A 19,205-nucleotide genomic window follows, 5' to 3' on the forward strand; every position below is an offset into this window, starting at 1 on the left:
CGTTTACAGGACACAGCATGAGCAATTACTTCAACACCCTGAATCTTCGCCAGCAGTTAGCCCAACTGGGTAAGTGCCGGTTTATGGAAAAGTCTGAATTCGCCAATGAGTGCGACGTGCTCAAGGGTAAGAAAGTGGTCATCGTCGGTTGCGGTGCCCAGGGTTTGAATCAGGGCCTGAACATGCGTGACTCGGGTTTGGATGTTTCCTATGCCCTGCGCCAGGCTGCGATTGATGAAAAACGCCAGTCGTGGAAGAACGCCAGCGAAAACGGTTTTCAGGTCGACTCCTATGAAAACCTGATTCCCCAGGCAGATCTGGTGGTCAACCTGACGCCAGACAAACAGCACAGCAACGTCGTCGAGACCGTCATGCCGTTGATGAAAAAAGGTGCGACCCTCGGCTACTCACATGGCTTCAACATCGTCGAAGTCGGCCAGAAAATTCGTGACGACATCACCGTCGTGATGGTTGCCCCGAAATGCCCGGGTACCGAAGTACGTGAAGAGTACAAGCGCGGCTTTGGTGTACCGACGCTGATCGCCGTTCACCCGGAAAACGACCCGAAAGGCGAAGGCTTTGAAATCGCCAAGGCCTGGGCTGCGGCCACCGGTGGCCACCGTGCCGGCGTACTGGAGAGTTCTTTTGTAGCGGAAGTGAAGTCCGACCTGATGGGCGAGCAAACCATTCTGTGCGGCATGCTGCAGGCTGGCTCGCTGCTGTGCTTCGACAAGATGGTCGCCGAAGGCGTTGACAAAACCTACGCCAGCAAGCTGGTTCAGTACGGCTGGGAAACCGTAACCGAAGCCCTCAAGCACGGTGGCATCACCACCATGATGGACCGCCTGAGCAATCCGGCCAAAGTTCGCGCCTACCAGCTGTCGGAAGAGCTCAAAGAGCTGATGCGCCCCTTGTTCCAGAAACATCAGGACGACATCATCAGCGGCCACTTCAGCGACACCATGATGGCCGACTGGGCCAATGACGACAAAGACCTGTTCGGCTGGCGTGAAGCCACCGGCAAAACAGCCTTCGAACAAACGCCGGTGTCTGCCAACGATCTGGACGAACAGGAATACTTTGATAATGGCATTCTGATGGTCGCTATGGTCAAGGCAGGCGTTGAACTGGCGTTCGAGACCATGGTCGAAAGCGGCATCATTGAAGAAAGCGCCTATTACGAATCGCTGCACGAACTGCCGCTGATCGCAAACACGATTGCACGCAAGAAGCTGTATGAAATGAACGTGGTGATCAGTGACACCGCTGAATACGGCAACTATCTGTTCGCCAACGCGGCCGTTCCTTTGCTGGCCGAACATTTCATGCCAAAGGTCAGTACCGATGTCATCGGAAAAGGCCTGGGCGCAGTATCCGGCCAGGTTGATAACATTGAGCTGATCAAGGTAAACACCGCCATTCGCAACCACCCGATTGAGTGGATTGGCGAAGAACTGCGCGGTTACATGACTGACATGAAGCGTCTCGTCGAAGCCTGATGGCAGACGAGACCTTAACCGGTCTCAGTGAGGTCCCCAAAAGGGAGTGAGCATTGGCCCGCCGATCCGGCGGGCTTTTTTTTGCCTTTCAGGAAGGGTCCGACCCGGCCTCCAGCAAACGGGTATTCATCCGTTCAATGTGCTTGGCCATGGTTTCCAGTGTTGAGAGGACGAGCTCGGGACGGGAAGCAATTAAATGCTGAAATTTATCGTAATCGACCCGGACCGCGCTGCAATTCCCCTCGGCAATGACCGAGGCGGTGCGCGTTGAGTGCAGCAGCATGGCCTGCAACCCGAGAATTTCGCCTTCCCGCGCAACACCCAATTGCACGCCTTCACGCATGACCCGGGCACGCCCTTCGATCAGGGTGAACACACAATCGGCCGGTTCGCCCTCGCGAATAATGACATCGCCGGACTTGAAGAATTCGAACCCGGGCGCCGGATCCTGAGGCATCTTCGAATTGTGCAGCGCCAGCTTCAGGGCTGCATCGTTGAAGCCACCTATCAGGCTGGGTACATCGGTCGCTTCAATGCTGGACCAGTGCCAGATATCGAGCGTAACCGCCCCTTCCTGAAACCATTCCAGCACCTCGCCAACCTGGCCGCACCAGCAGTCGTCGGTCTCCAGCGCAAACAGGCGCGTACCCTCGGCCGACAATCCGATAACGCCTTCTACTGGTTTGATCAGTGCCCAGCTTGACGTATCGGCTTTGGAAAGCGTGCCACGGCTGAACGAACGGGTCTCGTCCGGTTGCGCGGGCATGCGTTTCAGGCTGTGTACCTGATGGGCCTGAGTATGGGTTATCCAGCTTTCCGGGTGTTGCACCAGTGTAAACATTGCGCCTCTCTGTTCTCGACATCCGACCCCATCGGGATCGGAACTTGCTCAATCGAGCATTTCATCGGCTCGCAGTACCGACTGACAATACGCATCCTGCAACTGCATGGCCTCATCCGACTCCAGCAAGCCCCGGGGCAAGGCATCCCAGCGAGAGTGGCTGTAATCGACAGCGATTCCCAGAATGGTGCCCAGTGGCCCCTCTCGCCGTGTCAGTGCAGCGCGCACTTCTTCGGTGAAGGGTAGCTGCTCGACGATCTGGTGCATCGGGCGGTCGAGCCAGGCGTCCAACACCGATAGCAAGCCAACGGTAAACCCTGCCTGTGCCGTCAAACCAGGCCGCTCGGTGGCCAGGTGTTCGCAAAAGAACGCCCGGGTCAGTGCTTCACGCTGCAGTTCACCGGGTTTGTCCGATAACTGGCCCATGTTGATCAGGGTCACCCAGCTGCGAATGCGGTCCAGCCCCAGCATCATGACGGCCTGATGCAGGGATTCAATCGACTGCGCCCGGCGATAAAACGCCGAATTCACCAGCTGCAATAACTTATAGGATAGAACAGTATCGCGCTGAACGTGCTTGTAGATCGCGTTGATGTCCACATCAGACCGGTACAGATCGGCCAGCAGCATCAGCATGCCCATTCTGTCAGGGTCTACCTGCTGACCGCGAATGGTCTCCGGCTGACAAAAGAAGTAGCCCTGGAAATAATCGAACCCCTGGTCGCGGCAGGTCTGGTACATGACATGGTCTTCAATTTTTTCCGCCACCAGGGTGACGTCGTGCTGTCGCAATCGCTCCAGCAAAGGCTGTATGGCCTCTGGCGGGGTAGCGAGCACATCGATTTTCACCATGTCGACCAGGTCGATCAGCTCTGGCCGGTAGTCCCGACCCTCGAAATCATCGAGCACCAGCTTGAAGCCCCGGTCCTTTAACCCCTGAAGCAGTGGCACCAGGTCGTCATCAGCGTGGTAATCTTCAAGGACCTCAATGTACATGGTGTCGCGCAGAATATCCGGCAAGGCATTGAGCATGGTTTTAGTGACATTAACCAGGCCCGGCTTGTTATTCAGCGTCTTGAAGGTGTCTGTATGGGTGTAGGCATTGAGCATGACGGTTCTCGTGGCCAGATCACCATCACTGAAATCTGCCTGCACGGCGGTGCCTTGTCGAAACAACAGCTCATAGGCAAACACCTGCTGAGTGCTGTCGAAGATGGGTTGGCGGGCAAATAAAACGACGTCGTGCAATCGCTTACCTCTGTGGCGTATGTTGTTAGCAATTAGCTAAAACCCGGAATGTTACGATAACGTACAACATTCAGTGCACCGTGCACCCAAAACCCGCTATCACTCGTTCTAAGAGTCTGTCGGACTTAGGGGGATTGAAGCGAGGGAGTGGGACGGCGTCCCGCTTCCGCAGCCAATTCATCCTAAATCCGACAGATTCCTGGAGGTTATAATGATTCAGATTGGCATGAATTGCGACCCTGAGTGGTTATGCGACACGATCGCCTGGATCATCGCCGCGCTGCTGGCACTTTTGGCGATTGGGCTGGTCTGTATCACTCTGCGCGAACGCCGCAAAAGCACCAAAAAATACCGGATCAAACCCCGCAACCGGCGCGCCAACCGCGACGATCGCTGAGGTTCACGCGCAGTCTGACTGTGCACGCAGATGGTCAATTCGGGCCGGGTTTCCAATCGCGAAGTGAGTTTGGCACTGCCTGAATAAACAAAAAAGGCGGGACAAGCCCGCCTGTTCAGCCCGGTTGAGGACAGGGTTACAGACTCAGCGTCTTGTCGCCCCGCGCCAGGCCGGATACTCCGGTGCGTACAACCTCCATGATGGTCGCGCCACTGAGCGCGTCCATGAAGGCGTTCACCTTTTCTTCGTTACCGGTTACCTGGATGGTGTAGGTTGTCGGTGTCACATCGATGATCTGCCCGCGAAAAATATCGCAGGTACGCTTCACTTCCTCGCGCTGGGCACCGGTGGCCCGAACCTTGACCATCATCAGCTCGCGTTCAATGTGCGCGCCTTCGGTCAGATCGACTAGTTTGACCACCTCGATCAACTTGTTCAGATGCTTGGTGATCTGCTCGACCACCCGATCTTCGCCTTTGGTAACCAGTGTCAGCCGCGACAACGTCTGATCATCGGTTGGGGCCACGTTCAGACTCTCGATGTTGTAGCCGCGCTGGGCGAACAAGCCAACAACCCGGGCCAGTGCACCGGCTTCGTTTTCCATCAGTACTGAAATAATGTGCCGCATGATCAGGTCCTCTCCGTCTTGCTCAAGAACATGTCGGCCATAGAGCCGCCGGGAACCGCCATCGGATAGACGTGCTCATCCGGATCGATCTGAACATCAATGAACACGACTTTATCGGTAATCGCCATGGCTTCGGTCAGTTTGGCTTCCAATTCATCGGGCGATTCAATGCGAATCCCGGCGTGACCATAGGCTTCGGCCAGCGCGACAAAATCGGGCAGCGAATCGACATAGGAGTTCGAGTAGCGGGACTCGTAATTCATGTCCTGCCACTGCCGAACCATGCCGAGATAGCCGTTATTCAGACACAGTACCTTAACCGGCAACTGGTATTGCTTGCAGGTCGCCAGTTCCTGGATGTTCATCTGAATCGACCCTTCACCAGTCACACAGACTACCGCCGCATCGGGGTAGTTCAACTGCACGCCCATCGCCGCCGGCAAGCCAAAGCCCATGGTGCCGAGGCCACCGGAGTTGATCCAGCGATTGGGCTTGTTGTACTTGTAGTACTGGGCCGCAAACATCTGGTGCTGGCCAACATCGGAGCAGATGTAGGCATCGCCGTTGGTGACCTTGCACAACGTTTCGATCACGTGCTGTGGCTTCATTTTTTCAGAATCGTCGCTGCGGTAGCGGCCACCGTGACGCTGGCGCCATTCCTCGATCTGCTCCCACCACAACCCCAGGGCGTCAGTATCGACCTTGAGTTTGGATTGCTCGATCTGCTCCAGCATTTCCTTCAGCACTGGCTTGACGGGCCCGACAATCGGAATGTCCGCCTGAATGATCTTGGAGATGGACGCCGGATCGATATCGATATGAATGATGGTCGCATCCGGGCAGAACTTGGCCGGGTTATTGGTCACCCGGTCGTCAAAACGCGCGCCAATGGCCAGAATCAGGTCGGCATTGTGCATGGTCATGTTGGCTTCATAGGAGCCGTGCATGCCCAGCATGCCGATGAACTGACGATCGGTACCCGGAAAGGCACCCAGCCCCATCAACGTATTAGTGACCGGGTAGTTCAGCTGGTGCGCCAACTGTGTCAGCTCTTTGCTGGCCTTGCCCAGAATCACGCCACCGCCACTGTAGATAATCGGCCGTTTGGCTTGCAACAGGGCATTAACCGCTTTGCGAATCTGACCGCTGTGCCCTTTCTTGACCGGGTTGTAGGAACGCATCTTGATGCGATCCGGGTATTCGTACGGGAACTTCTCGTTGGGCATAGTCATGTCTTTCGGAATGTCGATGACCACCGGGCCCGGTCGGCCGCTCTCGGCGATGTAGAACGCTTTTTTGACAATGGTCGGAATGTCCGCCGGGTCACGTACCGAGATGTTGTGCTTAACGATGGGCCGAGAAAGCCCCATCATGTCGGTTTCCTGGAAGGCATCATCGCCGATCAGGTGACTCATCACCTGGCCGGTAATGACCACCATCGGAATCGAATCCATGTAGGCCGTTGCAATGCCGGTGATGGCATTGGTCGCGCCGGGGCCTGACGTAACCAGCACCACGCCCGCCTTGCCACTGGCACGCGCATAGGCATCGGCCATGTGCGTAGCCGCCTGTTCGTGGCGCACCAGAATGTGTTTTACATCAGATTGGTTGTGAATGGCGTCATAGATGTGCAATACGGCCCCGCCGGGGTACCCGTAAATGAATTCAACGCCCTGGTCTTTTAACGATCGGATCAGCATTTCGCCGCCGGACAGCATTTCCGGCTCATGCGCAGCTTGTGTCATGGTGAGCACCTTCGCTATGACTCAAGAACGCCGCTCTTCCCGAAGTAGGAGCGATCTTCAGCGCGTATTCAAGCAAGGCCGCCGGTAAGCGACTTTGCCAATACAGCCGACCGGTCGAGGGCGAACCTGCGACTCCGACGCCGACACTGCTGCTTGAATCGGGTTTTATTGGAACCGGGGGACGATCAGAAGCCATCCGCGCCGGTTCCGGCAGTGTACCTTGGTTGCTGCACTGACGAAAGTCATCTGACCCAGCTAAATCAGGCCTTTTCTGTCTGCCCCAACGCCGGGCTGCGCTCGGCATAACGCTGACGCAACACCTTGGCGGCCGAGACCATGGCTTCCAGTGCCGGGGTCACTTCCTCCCAATGCCGGGTTTTCAGGCCGCAATCCGGGTTCACCCAGAGTTGCTGTGCCGGAATGACCCTGGCGGCCTGTTCGAGCAGATCGATGATCTGTTCAACACTTGGCGTGTTGGGCGAGTGAATGTCGTACACACCCGGGCCAATGTCATTCGGGTATTCAAACGCCTTGAAGGCTTCCAACAGACGCATGTCGGACCGTGACGTTTCGATGGTAATCACATCCGCATCCATCTGGGCGATGGACCCCAGAATGTCATTGAACTGCGAATAACACATGTGGGTGTGAATCTGGGTGTCGCTGGCGGCTCCGCTGGCCGTCAGGCGAAACGCACCGACCGCCCAGTCGAGGTAGGTCTGCCAGTGACGGCGGCGCAGTGGCAAGCCTTCACGCAGCGCCGCCTCGTCGATCTGAATAATACCGATGCCGGCGGCTTCCAGATCCAGCACTTCATCGCGCAGTGCCAGCGCCAACTGCAAGGCGGTGTCAGAACGCGGCTGGTCATCACGCACGAATGACCAGTTCAGAATGGTCACCGGGCCGGTCAGCATGCCTTTCATCGGCTTGTCGGTTTGGGCAGCAGCGTACTGTGCCCAGCGCACCGTCATGGGGGCCGGGCGCTGCACATCACCGAACAGTACCGGCGGCTTGACGCAGCGTGAACCGTACGATTGCACCCAGCCGAAGCGGGTGAAAGCAAAGCCATCCAGTTGCTCGCCAAAATATTCGACCATGTCGTTACGTTCGGCTTCCCCGTGCACCAGCACATCCAGCCCCAGGGCTTCCTGGGCGCGCACGGTGTCCTGAATCTCGGTTTCAATGCGCTGTTCGTATTCCGCCTGCGACAACTCACCCCGGCGATAATCCCGGCGTGTCTGGCGAATCGACGGGGTTTGCGGAAATGACCCGATGGTTGTGGTTGGAAACAGGGGTAATGGCAGTTTTTCTTGCTGGGCTGCCCGGCGTTTGCCGAACGGTTCGGCACGGGCGGACGTCAACGCCGTGAGTTTAGCCAGCCGGTCGCGCACTTCGGCCACCTTCAAGCGGGACGACTGCCGACGTTGCTGAACCGCATCGGCCGAAGACCGCAAGGCCGTTAATGTCGGTTCATCGGGTGATGGGGCCAGGCCCCGCTTGAGCAACACAACTTCGTCCAGCTTCTGCACCGCAAAACTCAGCCAGCTGTGCAATTCATCGTCCAGTTCCGTCTCCTGCGCCAGATCAACAGGTACGTGCAGCAGCGATGATGACGGTGCTACCCAGAGGCGGTCGCCCAGCTTGGCGTGGGCGATTTTCAGCGTTTGCAACGCCTGATCCAGGTCGGTGCGCCAGATATTGCGACCGCTGACCAGCCCCAACGACAGCACCTTGTGACCCGGCAACCAGTCCACCACCTGAGACACCTCGTGCGGCGCACTGACCGCATCGATGTGAATGCCCGCAACCGGCAGATTGCAGGTGAGGGTGACGTTGTCTTCCAGCGCCCCAAAGTAGGTGGCCAGCAGCAGCTTGACCGGGGCTGATTTCAACCGGTGATAGGCTTGCTCACAGGCCGCTTTCCACGCCTGAGGCAGGTCCAGCACCAGCGCAGGCTCATCAATCTGAATCCAGTCGACACCCTGGTCTGCCAGCCGATTCAGAATCGTCGCGTAGGTATCCAGCAACCCGTCCAGCAGCGTCAGCCGATCAAAATCGTCACCGGCCGGCTTGGCCAGCCAAAGCCAGGTCAGTGGCCCCAAAATAACGGGTTTAACCTTGTGCCCAGCCGCTTGTGCTTCTTCGACCTGATCGAACAGGGCGCTGGTACTGACTGCAAACGCCTGGTCCGCCCGGACTTCCGGTTCCAGATAGTGATAGTTGGTATCGAACCACTTGGTCATGGTGCAGGCGGCGGCTGGCTTGCCGGAAGGCGCCCGGCCACGGGCCATGCGGAAATAGGTGTCGAGATCGACCTGATCGCCTGTGGGGCCAAACCGCTCGGGCACCACACCCAACAACGCTGACGTATCCAGTACCTGGTCGTAAAAGGAGAAATCGCCCACCGTGACGGCATCTAGCCCGGCATCGGCCTGCACTTGCCAGTGGTGATGACGCAGGGTACGACCATCGGCCAGCAAGGCGGCCTGGTCCTGATCGCCCGCCCAGTAGGCTTCGAGTGCGAATTTAAGTTCCCGTTGTGCGCCGATGCGCGGGAATCCCAGCGTGTGTGCGACAGTCATGACAAATCCCTAATTGACAGTTGATTCAATGAAGGCAGAGTGTGACCATGCCGTAATTTCAAGTCCATCTCATAGTTTTCACGAATTTATCAAATAGGATTCATATGTTTCTTGAGCGGCGACATCTGCATAGCCTGAAAACCATCGCCAATTGCGGCAACCTTGCCCGGGCGGCCGAACAACTGCACATCACCCAGTCGGCGCTGTCGCACCAGTTGAAAAGCCTGGAACATCATTTCGATGTCTCCCTGTTCATGCGCCATACCCGGCCCATTCGGCTGACCCCGGCGGGATACAAACTGGTGCAACTGGCGGATCAGGTATTGCCACGCATGGCGGATGTGGAGGAGGAGCTAAGTCGGCTAGCCAGTGGTGAAGCGGGAAGGCTGTTCATCGCCATCGAGTGCCACGCCTGTTACGACTGGCTGATGCCGGTGCTGGAACGGTTCAAAAAAGCCTGGCCACTGGTCGATATCGACATTCGCCTCGGCTTGAGTTTCGACTCGATTACGGCCTTGCGTGAGGGCGAGCTGGACCTGGTGATCTCATCGGACCCGGTAGAAGCCGGCGACCTGGAATTCCGGCCTCTGTTTAACTACGAAGGCCGTTTGGTCATGGCCGAAGACCACCCTCTGGCCCAAAAAACCTGGATAGCCCCGGAAGACCTGAAAACCGAACAACTGATCACCTACCCGGTTTCCCGCGACCGGCTTGACCTGTTTAAACACTTCCTGAGCCCGGCAGGCATTGAGCCCAAATCGATTCGCCAGTCAGAACTGACTGCGGTGATTCTGCTGCTGGTGGCCAGTGGCCGGGGCCTCTCAGCCCTGCCCGACTGGGTGCTGCATTATTCACAGCAACCGACAACTTCTTTGACATCGCGGCCGCTGGGGGAGCAGGGATTGCACGGAACCCTCTTCGCTGCCATCCGCAGCGCCGAGGGTGCAAGCCCCTACCTGAACAGCTTTGTTGAACTGGCCGGGCAATTTGGGCCGGGCTCTTTTAGAAAGGCGGACTGATCGAGCGTTATCGGTAACGCTGCTCCAGCATCTCGAATACAGCCCGCACGCCAAAGGCTTCTCCGCCCACCGGGCGACCCGGCAACGCGCGCTGGTTCCAGGCCATGATGTCGAAATGCACCCAGGGCGTTTGTTCGACAAAACGCTTCAGGTACAAGCCTGCGGTAATCGCGCCCCCAAATGGCGACGGCGCGCAATTGACCAGGTCGGCCACCTCGCTTTTCAGGAAGTCGTCGTAGGGGGTGTGTAACGGCAATTGCCAGACCGGGTCGCTGACTTTCTTGCCCGCTGCATTCAGATCCCGCGCCAGGGCGTCGGCATCGGTAAAGTAACCGGGCAGTTCGGTGCCCAGGGCAACCCGCGCCGCCCCCGTCAGCGTCGCAAAATCGATGATCATATCCGGGGTTTCGGTATCAGCCTCTGCCAGGGCATCGCACAACACCAGCCGACCTTCGGCATCGGTGTTATCAATCTCAACCGTCAGCCCCTTGCGGGTTTTCAGCACATCGCCCGGCCGGAAGGCATTTCCGGACACCGCGTTCTCCACGGCGGGAATCAACACCCGAAGATTCACCGGCAACTGGAGCGCCATGATCATATGCGCCAGTCCAAGCACATGGGCCGCGCCGCCCATGTCTTTTTTCATGTAGCGCATGCCCGCCGCTGGTTTGATATCCAGACCGCCGCTGTCGAAACACACCCCTTTGCCTACCAGGGTTACCCTGGGGTGCCCGGCATCGCCCCAGCGCAGGTCGAGCAACCGGGGCTCATGAACAGACGCTCGACCGACCGCATGAATAGTCGGGTAATTCTCGGTCAGTAACTGCTCACCCACCAGCTCGGTAAACCGCGCACCAAACTGACCAGCCAGCGATTGTGCCGCTTCCGATAAATGCTCGGGCATCATATCGTTCGGCGGTGTATTCACCAGATCGCGCACCAGCGCGACGCCTTGCGCCATCTGCTGCAGACGCGCCACCCGTGGTTCATCATCAATCAGCAATCGGGCTTTCACCGGCTCGCTGCTCTTGTAACGATCGAACCGGTACGTCCCCAGCAACCAGCCGAGCCCGGCCCGGTCGAGAAACTCATCAGAGCCTTTCAGTTGGTAATCGCCCTCCGGCAAGCGCTTGGCCAGATCGCCCAGAATCCAGGGGTCATCGAGTGACGTCACCCCAAGCAACACTTCAGCCAGCGACCCGCCCTCACCCGGCACTAACGCCAGGCCTTTGCCGGAATAACCACTGGCGCGTAGCCAGGCAACCTGTGCTTCCGGCCGGCCCTGCGCCCAGGTTTCGAATTCACGGCTTTCCAGTACGGTGAGAGGTACGCCGGTCGTACCGGCTTGCAATCGATCAGTCAAAATAGGCATAGAAACAATAAACTCTCTGATAGGTCAGAAATAAGGTAGTAGCGGCAGACCGACGACTTTCAAGGCCTGCCGAATAAACGGGTGACAGTACAAGCAGGCACCAAGTGCCATGAGTCGGAAATTCGCTTTCGATAAACCTCGAGTTATCCAAGGATTGCCGGGTGCGCCTACTGAAGGCCGTTAGACCGCATGGATGCGGTCTCCGAGCCCCCAGGGAGGGGTTCACGGCGTGCCTTCAGTAGGCGTGCGCGGCAGTCCGAATGGCAACCCAGAAAAAAGGGCTGGCCGAACAAATTACCCTGCGAATTTCCGACTCATGACACGTTTCGAACTAATGCCACCAGCCTAAGCCGCCTTACGAGCCTGCTTGATCATCTCGTAGGCTTGCTGGATTTCCTGGGTTTTTTCCTTGGCGACACCGGTCATTTCCTCGGGCAGGCCCCGGGCCACCAGCTTGTCCGGGTGGTTTTGGCTCATCAGCCGACGGTAGGCTTTCTTGAGCTCCGCATCGGATGAATCGGATTCAACCCCCAGCACTTTGTAGGCCTGCTCAATGCTTGGCCCACTCTGCCTGGGTGACTGACTCGACTGATGAAACTGAGCCTGAGCCCTGATGCGCTGATTGATCAGCTCGAACTGCCACTTATTGAAACCCAGTGCCTTGCAGATCAACTGAATAACCCGCTGCTCGCTGGCACTGAGGTTGCCGTCGGCGTAGGCCGTCTGCAATTGAATCTCAAGGAATATCTGGCTCAGCGTCTGGCGCCGGCCAATCACTTCACGCAATTCTTCCAGCACCGGCATGATGTCGTATTCGGGTGACTTGCCTTCATTGAAGAGCCGCATGGCTTCCATGCGTTGCGTGGCGTCTAGGCCCATCCGGTCCATCACCATACGGGCCAGTTCTATCTCACGCTCACTGACCCGGCCATCGGCCTTGGCCAGCTTGCCCATGACCCGGAAGGTTGCCTGAAAGAACACGGTTTGCATCACACCGCGCCGGTCGTCACCATGAAAAGGATTACCCGGCTGGCTGCGTGCACGATCGAACGCATTACCCAGTAACAGCCCCAGGGCCAGCCCAATCGGCCCACCGGTGTAAAAACCGATGGCACCGCCGATGATTTTTCCGTACCACTGCACCCTGCTGTTCCTCTGTTGCGCGTAAAGCCCGTGAAAATCCGCGTTTATAGGCGACCCGCTAAAAGCCAGCCTAACGCTAAGGCCAGCGATACTGCGCCCGGCCAACGGCGTTCCAGCTTAACCCGATCCGGGCCGTTTGCACACCGCCACGGTATGCCCCCCAGCCCCTTTCCGGTATTATGCCCGCATCTGACTCTGACCACTGTTCATGGGCGTATGCCGCTACCAAACCGACTTCACAGCGCCCTTTGGGCGACGCTCGCCCTGGGACTGACAGCGACTGGTTCAGGTAACGGCGCCTGGGCCGACAGTACCGCGAGCCCTGACAATCAGGGCATCCTGACCGACTGGCGACCGTACGATCAGTTGCCAGCACGCGAGCGGGCAGGCATCGCACCCTATTGCCCCGGTGGTTTTGTCGACCCGTTGCGCTCCGACCCCAATGTCGACCCCAACTTGCCCGACGAACAAAGCCCGCTGTTTTTCCGGTTCGATGAAAGCCGCCTGCTCACGCCCGACCAAGCCCACCTGGTTGGCAACGTCAACGCGCGTCAGAACAGTTTTCAGTTTCTGGCCGATGAAATTACCTACCAGCGCAGCACCGGCACCGGAGAACTGATGGGGAATGTGCAACTGCGCACCCTGGGCGCCATGGTTGGCGGCAACACCGCCCAGCTCGATCTAGACAAGCGCAGCTCCGATATCAACGACGCCTATTTTGCCCTGCACGATCAAGATTTGCACGGCCAGGCCAACCGCATGTCGCGTCAGGGCGATAGCTTGCTGACCGGCCAGAGCGTCGCCTTTACCCGCTGTATGCCACAAAACCCGGGCTGGCAGATTCGCGCTGCCCGCTTCGAAGTGAACCGGGATACTGGCATCGCCAAAGCCTGGCATGCCCGCTTCCAGATCAAATCGGTCCCGGTGCTCTATGTGCCTTATGTCTCCTTTCCGATCGACGACCGGCGACGCAGTGGTTTTCTGGCCGGCACCTACGGTCTGGCGACTGAAAACCCCGGCTTCAATGAACTCTCCGTACCCTATTACCTGAACCTGGCACCAAACTACGACGACACCTTCACGCTGCACTATTATTCGGATCTGGGTCTGCTCGCGCGCAACGAATTCCGGTTCCTGACGGAAGACCACAACGGCGTGTCCGATCTCGACGTGCAAGTGTCGCAACCCAACGACACCCTGGATGCCAATACCGAGGCTCCGCGCCGCTGGGCGTTCGGACACAGCCAGTCCGGCCAGTTGGGAGACGCCACCGGTTACGATCTTTCCACCCGTTGGGTCAGCGACATACGCTACGACCAGAACTTTAACGACGGCGGCGACATCGTCGAGGACCAGACACTGAACCTGAACCTGCGTCATCGAATCCGCACCGGCACCCTGAGGTTCGGCTCGGCGTTCACCACCCCGGTTCAGGACAGCCCGGAAAACTTCCAGACGGCCAAAGTGACCGCCAGCACCCGCTTCGGTAACGTCACCCCCAGTGTGCTTGCCGAATGGCAGGAACCCAAAGACGACGACGTTACCGCGGCCAGCCACGAACTGAAACGCTTGCCGGAACTGAGCTTGCGCTACAACAGCCTGAGTTTGCCGGGCAATCTGAACCTGGGCGCAACGGGCACCTACAGCCTATTCAGCCGCCAGCTCGACACCGACCGGCTAAACGATTTGAGTGCTTCCCAGATCGACCTGGCAACGGATTCTCAGCGGTTTTACCTGAACACCCGACTCAGCTACCCGCTGGATGTTGAATGGGGTTACCTGCGTCCCGAAATTGAAGGCCTGGCTTTGGCCTATCAGCAATCGAATCCGGTCGACCCGGACTTCAACTTCAAACCGGAAGAGTTCACCGCCACGCCCAATGCGGTTAACTGGCGCGCCACCGTCGATAGCCGCTTAATTGCCGAACGCCCCTACGCTGCTGGCAGCAACGTCTGGGTGCACTCCATCGAACCGCGGTTGCACTACACCTATACCCCCTTTGTCGATCAGGAAGCCCTGCCCGATCTGAACACCAGCCCGGTAGACAACGATTTCGCGCTGTTCACCAAGTCCCGGTTTTCAGGGCTTGACCGCATTGGCGATATGAACCGCCTGAGCGCGGCCCTCGACACCCGATTGCGCGATAAGCAAAGCGGCCGGGAACTGGCGTTTCTAGGGGTCAGCAAAGGCATCAAGCTGAGTCAGGAGCGAGTGGGCGAGAGGACGACCGCCGACGAAAACCCGGATTTCAGCCCGGAATACAGCCCCAACTACCTGGATGCCCGCTGGGCGCCAACCCGACAGGTGAACCTCAATGCCAGCGCCCAGTTCGAACACCAGAGCCTGGACCTGCAAGCCTACAGCCTCGATGTGACCTTTCTTCCCAGCGACCGGCGATTCATTCGCCTGGCGGTCAGTGGCGACCGGCCCGACCCGGACGAATCTCCGGCGGGCTATCAGAGTTTTGGTGCCTCCGGTTACTGGACAGTGCGTGAAAACCTGGCCCTCATTGGGTACGCTAACTGGTCGCGTCCGCTCGACGAAGACGGTAACGTGACCGACGACTACGCCTACACCGATCTGGTGTACGGCATCGACTACGACAGCTGCTGCTGGAACCTGCGCCTGGTCGGCTACAACAGCGTGCCGGATGAAGATGAAGACACCATCGGCACCGGTCTGTTTGCCAGCAGGGCTGAACAGGGTGTTAAATTTGAAGTCACCCTCAAAGGCCTGGGCGGCAGCACCGGTAATGTTGAAAGTTTACTGGATGAAAAAGTGCCCGGTTACCGGGGCCGCCTGTACAATTACCGATGACCGAACCATCGACGCTCGCTGACGCTGGCGGGCGACGTTGCCACACTATTTAGTTACTGGGAGTTTTTGCCGTGTTTCACCTGTTTAACCGCCTGGGTGCCTGCGCCCTGGTCATCGCCGGGTTTAGCATGCCCGCGCAATCGGAAGAGCTGCTCGACCGCATTATTGCCGTGGCCAACGAAGACGTGGTGACCGCCAATGAACTGGTGCAGCGTACCCAATCGGTGCGGGACCAGTACGCCAGCAACCCCGGCGTGCTCCCCCCGCAGAATGAACTGCGCCGGCAAATACTCGACGCCCTGATACTCGAACGGCTGCAACTGCAACTGGCCGACTCCATCAACCTGCGCATAACCGACTCACAAGTAAACGAGGCCGTGAACCGCCTGGCCCGGCAGCGCAATATGTCATTGGAACAGTTCATTGCCGCTCTGCAACGCAACGGTCAGGACTTTCCAACCGTGCGTGAACAGGTGCGTCAGGAGCTGACCATTGGTGAGGTACGCCGCCAGTATGTCGGCCGCACCGTTCGGGTCACAGAAGGTGAGGTCGAGCGTTACCTGAATACACTGGCAGGCCAATCGATGGCCGAAGCCCAGTTTGAACTGGCTTATCGTCGTTTCACCCCGGAAGAAGCCGACGCCGCACGCACACTGCGCGACGAACTGAACCAGGGCCAGCGCCTGAACGACGACCCGGAAGCCCGCAACCTGGGGCTGCGCAAGGTCGATGAACTGCCCAGCGTGTTTCGCACCGTTGTTCCGGTTATGGAGCTGGATGAAGCCGTACTGGTTGAACGCGACGATGCCCTGCACCTGGCGCAACTGATCAGTAAAAACGAACGCCGCGCCGTTCAGGTGGAACAGTACCGGGTTCGCCATATTCTGATTCGGCCCAACGTGGTGCTGAACGAAGAGCAGGCTCAAACCCTGCTGACCGATTTGCGCGAACGCATTCAAGATGGAGAAGACATGGCCAGCCTGGCCAACCAGTTCACCGACGACCTGGGCAGCAAGGGCGACGGCGGTGACCTCGGCTGGCGCCAGGCCGAAGATTTTGTGCGCGCTTTTGCCAGCCAGGTACGCTCAATGCCAATTGGCGACGTCAGCCCCGTGTTTCAATCCGAATTCGGGTTTCACATTCTGCGGGTTGAAGACCAGCGCACCCAGGACATCGGCCTCGATGTTCTGCGCCAGCAAGTCCGTGAAACCCTGTCCGAGCGCAAGTACCAGGAAGCCCTGGAGCGCTGGCTGGTAGAGCTGAGAGCCCAGAGTTTTGTCGAGGTTCGGCTTTGACATTGCCCCTGGCCATTACACCCGGTGAACCGGCTGGCATCGGCCCCGACCTGGTGCTGAAGCAGGCCCTGAACCGTCACGACGGCCCCTGGTTTGCCATTGCAGACCCCGGGTTGCTGGCATCACGCGCCACCCTGCTGGGGCTCGACATTACCCTGCAGGAAATTCACTCGCCCGATGAGCTAACCAGCCACACGCCCGGCACCCTTCCGGTGCTGCCGGTTCGGCTGCGGGCCCCGTGTGAACCTGGCGTGCTCAACCCGGCCAATGCGGCCTATGTGCTGGAAACCCTCGATGTCGCCATTGACCTCGCCCTGGCCAACCGGGTCGCTCTGGTTACCGGCCCGGTGCACAAGGGTGTGATCAACGAGGCCGGCATTCCCTTCACCGGCCATACCGAATACCTCGAAACCAAAGCCGGGGTCGAACAGGTGGTGATGATGCTGGCGACCGCAGGCTTGCGCGTTGCCCTGGTGACCACTCACCTGCCATTGAGCGCCGTGCCCGGGGCCATTACTGCCGATAAAATCAAACGCGTCACCGCCGTCTTGCACGCTGCCCTGATTCAGGATTTTGGCTGCCCGACACCGCATATTCTGGTCACCGGCCTGAACCCCCATGCCGGCGAAGGCGGCCACCTGGGCCGGGAAGAAATCGAGATTATTGAACCAGCACTGGATGAATTGCGCACGCTGGGCTGGAGCCTGGAAGGCCCGCTACCGGCCGATACGCTGTTCCAGCCACACTACCTCGACCGCGCCGACGCCGTGCTTGCCATGTACCACGATCAGGGCCTGCCGGTCTTGAAATACAAGGGGTTCGGCGCCGCCGTCAACATCACTCTCGGCCTGCCGTTTATTCGCACCTCGGTCGACCATGGCACCGCGCTCGACCTGGCCGGCACCGGCCGCGCCAGCGATGGCTCCCTTGCCGTCGCCCTCACCACCGCCTTCACCATGGCCAACCACCGGAGCCAGCACACGCATGCATAAAGCACGCAAACGATTTGGACAGAACTTCCTGCACGACGCCGGCATCATCGACCGCATCGTCAAAAGCATTGCGCCCAAACCCGGCCAGCACGTTATCGAGATCGGCCCCGGTCATGGTGCCCTAACCGAACCCCTGCTCGACGCCACCGGTGGCGAGCTGGATGTAGTGGAACTCGACCGCGACCTGATCCCGATTCTGCGCACCAAATTCTTCCGGGCTGAAAAACTGCGTATCCACGAAGCCGACGCCCTCAGTTTTGATTTTGGCAGCCTGGCAACAGACGAACGCCCGATGCGTCTGGTCGGTAACCTGCCGTACAACATCTCGACACCGCTGATGTTTCATCTGCTCAACTACGCCGATAGAATCCACGACATGCATTTCATGCTGCAAAAAGAAGTGGTGCAACGGTTGTGCGCCGCGCCCGGCGACAACGCCTATGGCCGCCTGGGCATCATGATGCAGTACCACTGCGAAGCGCGGTATCTGTTCACCGTACCGCCGGGCGCTTTTACTCCGGCACCCAAGGTCGAATCGGCCATCGTTCGCCTGAACCCGCGAAAGACACTGCCGTTTGTGGCCAAAGACCCGAAAAAATTCGAAATCGTTGTGCGTACGGCCTTCGGCCAGCGCCGCAAAACCCTGCGCAACAACCTGAAAACCCTGATCAGCGATGCACAGCTCGAAGCCATCGGTATCAACCCGGGCGCACGCGCTGAAACCCTGGGCATCGAACAGTTTGTTAACATTGCCAATGCACTGAGTGACGCGGAGGGTTCATGACGCTGTACGCCGTTGGCGACCTGCAAGGCTCCCGCGAACCGCTCGAACTGCTGCTCGAGGCTGTTAAATTCGACCCGTCAGCAGACCAGCTTTGGCTCGCGGGAGACCTGGTCAACCGGGGTAAAGACTCACTCGGCTGCCTGCGCCTGGTCAAAGGGCTCGGCGCTGCGGCCCAAACCGTACTTGGCAACCACGACCTGCATCTGCTGGCACTCGCCCATAGCGACAAACCGCGCAAAAGCAACCCGGACCTCGATGCCATTCTCAACGCCGAAAACGCCGACACGCTGCTTGGCTGGCTGCGCCAACAACCCCTGTTGCTGCAAGACACGACGCGCAAACTGCTGATGACCCACGCTGGCATTCCGCCAAACTGGAGCGATCAGCAAGCCATCGACCGCGCTCGCGAACTGGAAACCGTGCTGGCCGATGACAACCAGTTCAACACCTTCATTCAGGGCATGTACGGCAATGAGCCCAATGTCTGGAGCGACGATCTGACCGGTCTGGACCGCTGGCGCTACATCACCAACGCCTACACCAGAATGCGCTTCTGCGGCCCGGGCGGCGAACTGGAATTCGACAACAAAGAAGGCGCAGACACCCCACCCAAAGGCATGAAACCCTGGTTCGAATGGCCCGCCCAACGCCAGCACACCTTATTGTTCGGCCACTGGGCCGCGCTGATGGGCAAAACCGGCAACGACGACATCATTGCCCTCGATACCGGCTACGTTTGGGATAACTATTTGACCCTGATGAACATGGACAGCGGCGAACGCTGGCAATGCGATACCACCGGCATCGTGTTCAGAAACGAGGGCTAAACGCCCTCACAACGAT

15 protein-coding genes are annotated in these 19,205 nt (G+C 58.6%); 8 read left to right on the forward strand and 7 right to left on the reverse strand.

Features of this window, described 5'->3' with window-relative positions:
- Positions 1 to 17 precede the first annotated feature (17 nt).
- Entirely contained in the window at positions 18 to 1,499 is a 1,482-nt protein-coding gene (ilvC, locus tag ABJT94_RS14515) for a ketol-acid reductoisomerase (RefSeq protein ID WP_348476927.1), read from the forward strand.
- A gap of 88 nt (positions 1,500 to 1,587) precedes the next feature.
- Here the strand turns inward: ilvC and ABJT94_RS14520 are convergent, their stop codons facing one another.
- A complete protein-coding gene (locus tag ABJT94_RS14520) occupies positions 1,588 to 2,340 on the reverse strand; it encodes a cyclic nucleotide-binding domain-containing protein (protein WP_348476928.1) in 753 nt (250 codons plus the stop codon).
- A gap of 48 nt (positions 2,341 to 2,388) precedes the next feature.
- A complete protein-coding gene (locus ABJT94_RS14525; protein ID WP_348476929.1) occupies positions 2,389 to 3,588 on the reverse strand; it encodes an HDOD domain-containing protein in 1,200 nt (399 codons plus the stop codon).
- Positions 3,589 to 3,799: 211 nt separating this feature from the next.
- Here ABJT94_RS14525 and ABJT94_RS14530 point away from each other — a divergent pair, with 211 nt between their 5' ends.
- Positions 3,800 to 3,985 (forward strand): hypothetical protein, encoded by a 186-nt coding sequence (locus ABJT94_RS14530; protein ID WP_348476930.1) that lies wholly within the window; start codon positions 3,800 to 3,802, stop codon positions 3,983 to 3,985.
- Positions 3,986 to 4,121: 136 nt separating this feature from the next.
- Here ABJT94_RS14530 and ilvN read toward each other — a convergent pair whose 3' ends face one another.
- The 3 genes from ilvN to metE all read right to left on the reverse strand — a co-directional run bounded on the left by ilvN (position 4,122) and on the right by metE (position 8,940).
- Positions 4,122 to 4,613, reverse strand: a complete 492-nt coding sequence (gene ilvN, locus ABJT94_RS14535) for an acetolactate synthase small subunit (RefSeq protein ID WP_348476931.1) — start codon at positions 4,611 to 4,613, stop codon at positions 4,122 to 4,124.
- A 2-nt stretch (positions 4,614 to 4,615) separates the two neighbouring features.
- Positions 4,616 to 6,358: an acetolactate synthase 3 large subunit gene (locus ABJT94_RS14540; protein WP_348476932.1), complete on the reverse strand. Its 1,743-nt coding sequence runs from the start codon at positions 6,356 to 6,358 to the stop codon at positions 4,616 to 4,618.
- 260 nt (positions 6,359 to 6,618) lie between these two features.
- The gene (gene metE, locus ABJT94_RS14545) at positions 6,619 to 8,940 is read right to left on the reverse strand and encodes a 5-methyltetrahydropteroyltriglutamate--homocysteine S-methyltransferase (protein ID WP_348476933.1); all 2,322 of its coding nucleotides are present in this window, start codon (positions 8,938 to 8,940) and stop codon (positions 6,619 to 6,621) included.
- A gap of 104 nt (positions 8,941 to 9,044) precedes the next feature.
- Here metE and ABJT94_RS14550 point away from each other — a divergent pair, with 104 nt between their 5' ends.
- Positions 9,045 to 9,959 (forward strand): LysR family transcriptional regulator, encoded by a 915-nt coding sequence (locus ABJT94_RS14550; RefSeq protein ID WP_348476934.1) that lies wholly within the window; start codon positions 9,045 to 9,047, stop codon positions 9,957 to 9,959.
- Between the two features lie 7 nt (positions 9,960 to 9,966).
- Here the strand turns inward: ABJT94_RS14550 and ABJT94_RS14555 are convergent, their stop codons facing one another.
- Together ABJT94_RS14555 and djlA are read right to left on the reverse strand one after the other, a co-directional pair.
- Positions 9,967 to 11,331 carry a leucyl aminopeptidase family protein gene (locus ABJT94_RS14555; RefSeq protein WP_348476935.1) on the reverse strand — a complete coding sequence of 455 codons (1,365 nt, stop codon included), beginning with the start codon at positions 11,329 to 11,331 and terminating at the stop codon, positions 9,967 to 9,969.
- Positions 11,332 to 11,676: 345 nt separating this feature from the next.
- Positions 11,677 to 12,474 carry a co-chaperone DjlA gene (gene djlA / locus ABJT94_RS14560; RefSeq protein ID WP_127560048.1) on the reverse strand — a complete coding sequence of 266 codons (798 nt, stop codon included), beginning with the start codon at positions 12,472 to 12,474 and terminating at the stop codon, positions 11,677 to 11,679.
- Positions 12,475 to 12,690: 216 nt separating this feature from the next.
- On the opposite strand from djlA, the gene lptD reads away from it, so the two are divergent.
- From lptD to ABJT94_RS14585, 5 genes are all read left to right on the forward strand, one after another.
- The gene (lptD, locus tag ABJT94_RS14565) at positions 12,691 to 15,291 is read left to right on the forward strand and encodes an LPS assembly protein LptD (RefSeq protein ID WP_348476936.1); all 2,601 of its coding nucleotides are present in this window, start codon (positions 12,691 to 12,693) and stop codon (positions 15,289 to 15,291) included.
- A gap of 71 nt (positions 15,292 to 15,362) precedes the next feature.
- On the forward strand, positions 15,363 to 16,586 hold the full coding sequence (locus ABJT94_RS14570) for a peptidylprolyl isomerase (protein WP_348476937.1): 1,224 nt from the start codon (positions 15,363 to 15,365) through the stop codon (positions 16,584 to 16,586).
- A 2-nt stretch (positions 16,587 to 16,588) separates the two neighbouring features.
- Positions 16,589 to 17,578, forward strand: a complete 990-nt coding sequence (pdxA, locus tag ABJT94_RS14575) for a 4-hydroxythreonine-4-phosphate dehydrogenase PdxA (RefSeq protein WP_348477061.1) — start codon at positions 16,589 to 16,591, stop codon at positions 17,576 to 17,578.
- Positions 17,571 to 18,362 carry a 16S rRNA (adenine(1518)-N(6)/adenine(1519)-N(6))-dimethyltransferase RsmA gene (gene rsmA / locus ABJT94_RS14580; RefSeq protein ID WP_348476938.1) on the forward strand — a complete coding sequence of 264 codons (792 nt, stop codon included), beginning with the start codon at positions 17,571 to 17,573 and terminating at the stop codon, positions 18,360 to 18,362. The genes pdxA and rsmA overlap by 8 nt, the downstream gene beginning before the upstream one ends.
- Positions 18,359 to 19,189 (forward strand): symmetrical bis(5'-nucleosyl)-tetraphosphatase, encoded by an 831-nt coding sequence (locus ABJT94_RS14585; RefSeq protein WP_348476939.1) that lies wholly within the window; start codon positions 18,359 to 18,361, stop codon positions 19,187 to 19,189. Before rsmA ends, ABJT94_RS14585 begins: the two co-directional genes overlap by 4 nt.
- Positions 19,190 to 19,205 lie beyond the last annotated feature (16 nt).

The organism is Saccharospirillum sp. (assembly GCF_039982735.1).
GTDB lineage: Bacteria > Pseudomonadota > Gammaproteobacteria > Pseudomonadales > Natronospirillaceae > Saccharospirillum.